Origin of the sequence: Micromonospora mangrovicola (assembly GCF_047200535.1) — a bacterium.
Lineage (GTDB): Bacteria > Actinomycetota > Actinomycetes > Mycobacteriales > Micromonosporaceae > Micromonospora.
In genome coordinates this window covers 1-5,846 of sequence record NZ_JBJZOG010000188.1, presented here as the reverse complement: position 1 = coordinate 5,846, position 5,846 = coordinate 1, and the positions used below count along the sequence as shown (strand labels likewise).

Below are 5,846 nucleotides of genomic sequence, written 5' to 3'. Positions count from 1 at the left end.
CCCCCGCCCTTGCCCGGCCTGGGGACGCGCGCGGCGGCGGCCGGGTGTCGGGGGCGCGGACTAGGCTTGCGGGCGTGGCTGACCCCTCGACCTACCGTCCCGCGCCCGGCACCATCCCGGAGTCACCAGGGGTCTACCGCTTCCGAGACGGCACCGGTCGGGTGATCTACGTCGGCAAGGCGCGGAATCTGCGCAGCCGGCTCAACTCCTACTTCGCCGACCCGGTCAACCTGCACCAGCGCACCCGGCAGATGGTCTTCACCGCCGAGTCGGTCGACTGGATCACCGTCGGCACCGAGGTCGAGGCGCTCCAGCAGGAATACACCTGGATCAAGCAGTACGACCCGAAGTTCAACGTCCGCTATCGGGACGACAAGTCGTATCCGTACCTGGCCGTCACCCTGGACGAGGAGTACCCGCGACTGCAGGTGATGCGGGGCGCCAAGCGCAAGGGGGTGCGGTACTTCGGGCCGTACTCCCACGCCTGGGCGATCCGCGAGACGCTGGACCTGCTGCTCCGGGTCTTCCCGGCGCGGACCTGCTCCTCTGGGGTGTTCAAGCGGGCCGGTCAGGTGGGCCGTCCCTGCCTGCTGGGTTACATCGGCAAATGCTCCGCGCCCTGCGTCGGCACCGTCAGCGCCGAGCGGCACCGGGAGATCGTCAACGGCTTCTGCGACTTCATGGCCGGCCGCACCGACACCATGGTCCGCCGGCTCGAACGGGAGATGCTGGAGGCCAGCGAGCAGCTCGATTTCGAGCGCGCGGCCCGGCTGCGCGACGACGTCGCGGCGCTGCGGCGGGCCATGGAGAAGCAGACGGTGGTGCTCGGCGACGGCACCGACGCCGACGTGGTGGCCTTCGCCGACGATCCGCTCGAGGCCGCCGTCCAGGTCTTCCACGTCCGCGACGGGCGGGTCCGCGGCCAGCGCGGCTGGGTGGTGGAGAAGACCGAGGAGCTGACCACCGGCGACCTGGTGCACCACTTCTGCACCCAGGTCTACGGCGGCGAGCAGGGCGAGGCCGACGTACCCCGCGAACTGCTCGTTCCCGAGCTGCCCAGCGACGTGGACGCGCTCGCCGACTGGCTCTCCGCCCGCCGGGGCAGCCGGGTGTCGCTGCGGGTGCCACAGCGCGGCGACAAGCGGTCGCTGATGGAGACCGTGGAGCGCAACGCCAAGGACGCGCTCGCCCGGCACAAGCTCAAGCGCGCCGGCGACCTGACCACCCGGAGCAAGGCGCTCGACGAGATCGCCGACGCACTCGGCATGCGGACGTCACCGCTGCGGATCGAGTGCTTCGACGTCTCCCAGATCCAGGGCACCGATGTGGTCGCCAGCATGGTCGTCTTCGAGGACGGGCTGCCGCGCAAGAGCGAGTACCGACGGTTCGTCATCCGGGGCGCCACCGACGACCTCTCCGCGATGTCCGAGGTGCTGCGCCGGCGCTTCGCCCGCTACCTCGACGCCCGCGCCGAGACCGGAGAGATCGGCGAGGAGACCGCCGGCGACCCGGACCGGCCCGGCATCGACCCCACCACCGGACGGCCGCGCAAGTTCGCGTACCCGCCGCAGTTGGTCGTCGTCGACGGCGGCGCCCCACAGGTGGCGGCGGCCGCGCAGGCCCTCGCCGAGCTGGGCATCGACGACGTCGCGATCTGTGGCCTGGCCAAGCGGCTGGAGGAGGTCTGGCTGCCCGACGACGAGTTCCCCGTCATCCTGCCGCGCACCTCGGAGGCGCTCTACCTGCTCCAGCGGGTACGGGACGAGGCGCACCGCTTCGCCATCACCTTTCACCGGCAGCGGCGCTCGAAGCGGATGACCGAGTCGGCGCTCGACAACGTCCCCGGCCTCGGCGAGGTACGCCGCAAGGCGCTGCTGCGGCACTTCGGGTCGCTCAAGCGGCTCTCCACCGCCACGGTGGAGGAGATCACCGAGGTCCCCGGGGTGGGTAAGCGGACCGCCGAGGCGATCCTCGCCGCCCTGGACGCGGACGCCACACCGACACCAGCCCCCTGACAGCGCGCGCACCGCTGCTCCGGTCGGGTGGTGTGGGTCGCCTCGACGGGTGGTGGTGGGTGTGGGGCGATTGCCCGATGTCGTCCCTGCGCTTCTCTGCGGCCCGCCAACCCTGAGGCGGACTCGCGGCGGAGTCCTCGCAGCTCAGTGGCGTGACTCAGCAGTGTGTTGATCGCAACACCTGTGGTGCAAGGCTTGTCAATCGGCTGGCCCTGGCCGCCAGGTGCCGTTGCTCGGCAAGGCTGGCGGTGGACTTCGCGGCACGTCGGTAGTGCTCGTACGCCCTCATCATGTCGCCGGCCTTCTCCAGCAGATGCGCGCGTACGGACAGCAGCCGGTAATGCCCGGCCATGCGGTCGTCGCTGTCCAGGGTTGACAGCAGGGCGAGCCCGACCTGCGGGCCCTCGATCTCGGCGAGCGCAATCGCGCGGTTGAGGGTGACCATCGGATTGGGCGCGATTCGTTCCAGGATCAGGTAGAGGGCATGCACCTGTGGCCAGTTGGTCTCCTCGCCGGTGGTCGCGTCAGCGTGTGTGGCGGCGATGGCAGCCTGCAGCTGGTAAGGCCCCAGGGCGGGGCCGGCCAGCGCCGCCTTGACCAGCTTGGTGCCCTCGTTGATCAGCGCGCGGTCCCACGTCGCACGGTCCTGCTCGTCCAGCGGCACCAGGTCGCCGGCCGCTGTCGTACGTGCCTCGTGGCGGGCGTGGGTCAGCAGCATCAGCGCGAGCAGTCCGGTCACCTCGCTGTCCTCGGGCAGCTGTGCGTGCACCGTCCTGGTCAGCCGGATCGCCTCGTGCGCGAGGTCGGCGCGGTGCAGCTGGCTGCCCGAGGAGGCGGTGTAGCCCTCGTTGAAGATCAGGTAGAGCACATGCAGGACGACCCGTAGCCGCTCCTCGAGCTCCGCGCCGTCCGGCAGGGTGAACGTGCTGCCGGCGGCCTTGATGCGTTGCTTGGCCCGGCTGATTCTGGCCGCCATCGTGGCCTCCGGTACCAGGAACGCGGAAGCGATCTCGGCGGTGGTGAGGCCACCGACCGCCCGTAGCGTCAGGGCGGTCTGGGAGGCCGCGGTCAGCGTCGGATGGCAGCACAGGAAGAGCAGTACGAGTGTGTCGTCGGTGTCCGGCACCTCAGCGTGTGGGGCCTCCGTGGCGGTCGTGGCCTCCCGTCCGCGGCGGGCATGGTCGCTGCGCATCTGGTCGATGAACCGGCGGGAGGCGACCGTCGCCAGCCAACCGCGCGGGTTGTTCGGGACTCCCTCGGCCGGCCACTGGACGGTGGCGGCGAGGACGGCTTCCTGCACAGCGTCCTCGCAGTCCTCGAACTGGCCGTGTCGTCGTACCAGCGCGCCGAGGACCTGCGGCGTGAGCTCACGCAGCAGGTCCTCGATGCCCGGTGCTGTCATGCCTCCAATTGTCCGTCAGCGAACATCACCTGCCGCACCTCGACGCCCAGCCCTTCGATCGCGGCGTCCGGAAGCTGTGAGGCCAGCTCGATCGCCCGGTCCTTGTCCTCGCAGTCGATCAGGTAGAAGCCGCCCAGGTGCTCCTTGGCCTCCAGGAAAGGGCCGTCAGTGACCACCGGCTGGCCGTTGCGCACGCTCACCACGGCGGCCTGTGACGGGTCGACAAGGGCTTGCGTGGTGATCAGCTCGCCGGACTGCTTCAGCGCCTGGATGAATCTGCCGTGGCCTTCGCCGATCGCCGTCTTCTCCTCGTCGGTCAGCGCGTCCAGCACGGCCGGGTTGATGTGCAGGCTGATCAGGAACTGCATGTCGTACTCCTCGTGGTTCGCGAGCCCCGACAGGGCCCCTTCGCCTGGTGGTCGGAGCCGCCGCTGCCGCCTTGACATCGTCCGCCGGAAAATCTCGCACTAGGTGCGATGTCAAGAACCGCTGCGCCGCTCCGACCAACGGGCGAAACGTCAAGAGAACGGAGAGGTTCAGATGCGAGTCAACCGGGCGTGGCTGGGGCTGATTCTCCTCATGCTGCCGACCTTCCTCGTCGCCTTGGACACGACGGCGCTTCTCCTGGCGCTCCCGCGGCTCAGCGCCGACCTGGGGGCGGACAACGTCGAGCAGCTGTGGATCAGTGACAGCTACGGATTCATGGTGGCCGGCCTGGTCATCACCATGGGGACGCTCGGCGACCGGATCGGCCGTCGCCGGCTGCTGATGATCGGCGCGGCGGCGTTCGCGGTGCTGTCGGTCGTGAGCGCGTTCGCAGTCGACCCGCTGATGCTGATCGTCGCACGTGCGCTGCTGGGCGTCGCCGGGGCGACGCTGGCGCCGTCGACCCTGGCGTTGATCACCAACATGTTCCGTGACGATCGCCCGCGCGGGAAGGCGATCGCGATGTGGGCGACCTGTCAGTTCGCCGGCGGCGCGATCGGACCCGTGCTCGCCGGATTCCTGCTTCAGTACTTCTGGTGGGGGTCGGTGTTTCTGGTCTCGGTGCCGGCGATGGCGTTGCTGCTGATCGCCGGACCGGTCCTGCTGCCGGAGTTCCGCAGCGACCATCCCGGGCGGCTGGACCCGGCCAGCGTCGGCATGTCGCTCGCTGCGGTACTCCTGATGATCTACGGCATCAAACAGCTGGCCGTCGAGAGCGCGCCGCTCGTGCCAGCAGTGGCCCTCGCCGTCGGCGCAGCGACCGGCGTGGCATTCGTGCGCCGGCAGCTGCGCCTTCCCACGCCGCTGCTGGATCTGCGACTGCTGCACAGTCGCCCGTTTACGGCCGTGCTCGTCGCACTGGTCTTTGCTGGCATCGCCATGGCCGGGACGGGACTGCTGGTGACCCAGTACCTGCAGAACGTGCTTGCCTACTCGGCGGCCGCGTCGGCGGTGCTGTTCGCCCCCATGGGCCTGGGCGTAGCGGCCGGCACCATGGCCGCTCCGGCGTTGGCCAGGCGGATGACGCGGACGGCCGTGATCACCGGAGGCCTGGCTGTGTCGGCGCTGGGCGGCCTGCTGCTGGTCGGCGTCGCCGGGCCGCGCGCCCTGCCGCTGGTGATGATCGGCATCACCGTACTTGCGCTGGGCACCGGCCCGCTCTTCGCGCTGGGTACCGGGCTGGTAGTCGGGTCGGTACCGCCAGAGCGTGCCGGCTCGGCGGCGTCGATGTCGGAGACCGGCAACTACATCGGCGGCTCTCTCGGCTTCGCGCTGCTCGGCGTGCTGGCCGCGGTGGTCTACCGCAGCCGGATGGACAGCACGTCCGACTCTCTGGCCGGCGCGGTCGCCGCCAGCCATCACCTTCCCGCCGGTCAAGGTGCGGAACTGCTGCACACCGCACGGGAGGCATTCACCGCCAGCCTGCACGTCACTGCCGTCGTCGCCGCGGTCATCTTCGCCGGGCTGGCCGTACTGATCCCGACCATGCGCCCGGCAACCCGGACCGCACCGGCCGCACTTCCCGCGCACGAGGCGGCGCGCTCATAGGCATGCCGAGGCCAACGTCACGTGTACGCCTTCGCGGTCCGCTCTGCGCGGTGCTGTCCGAAGCGAAGGTGGCGCAGCCGGTGATCCGCTGACCGCACGCCATCCAGCCCTCGTCGAGGGCGGTCCGATATCGCGTACCGGAGGTCATCCGGACCGGATCACCCATCCCGAGGGGTGTGGGGCGTGTGCGTCGAGTGTCCGGATCGCCGGACCCGGGGCGGGATGTCCGGGACGGGACCCGGTCGGGTGGGGGTGGGGCCGGGTGGCGGGCGGTCGAGGCCACCCGGGAAGGCGGAATGACGCCCGGGCCGGGGTCGTTGAACATGGCTGACCGCACGGCAACCCGCCCCACCGGCCGGGATCGGGAATCGCCCCGGGCCGCCGGTCGTTACATC

The 5,846-nt window shown here is 70.4% G+C and carries 4 protein-coding genes; 2 read left to right on the top strand and 2 right to left on the bottom strand.

Annotated elements, in window-relative coordinates; translation table 11 throughout:
• Positions 1-74: 74 nt before the first annotated feature.
• Positions 75-2,015: an excinuclease ABC subunit UvrC gene (gene uvrC, locus ACL02O_RS33510; RefSeq protein WP_412822198.1), complete on the top strand. Its 1,941-nt coding sequence runs from the start codon at positions 75-77 to the stop codon at positions 2,013-2,015.
• 157 nt (positions 2,016-2,172) lie between these two features.
• Here uvrC and ACL02O_RS33505 read toward each other — a convergent pair whose 3' ends face one another.
• On the bottom strand, positions 2,173-3,417 hold the full coding sequence (locus tag ACL02O_RS33505) for an RNA polymerase sigma factor (RefSeq protein ID WP_412822197.1): 1,245 nt from the start codon (positions 3,415-3,417) through the stop codon (positions 2,173-2,175).
• The gene (locus tag ACL02O_RS33500) at positions 3,414-3,785 is read right to left on the bottom strand and encodes a YciI family protein (protein WP_412822196.1); all 372 of its coding nucleotides are present in this window, start codon (positions 3,783-3,785) and stop codon (positions 3,414-3,416) included. Before ACL02O_RS33500 ends, ACL02O_RS33505 begins: the two co-directional genes overlap by 4 nt.
• Positions 3,786-3,957: 172 nt before the next feature.
• Here ACL02O_RS33500 and ACL02O_RS33495 point away from each other — a divergent pair, with 172 nt between their 5' ends.
• Complete coding sequence (locus tag ACL02O_RS33495) at positions 3,958-5,451, top strand: MFS transporter (RefSeq protein WP_412822195.1); 1,494 nt, start codon at positions 3,958-3,960, stop codon at positions 5,449-5,451.
• Positions 5,452-5,846 lie beyond the last annotated feature (395 nt).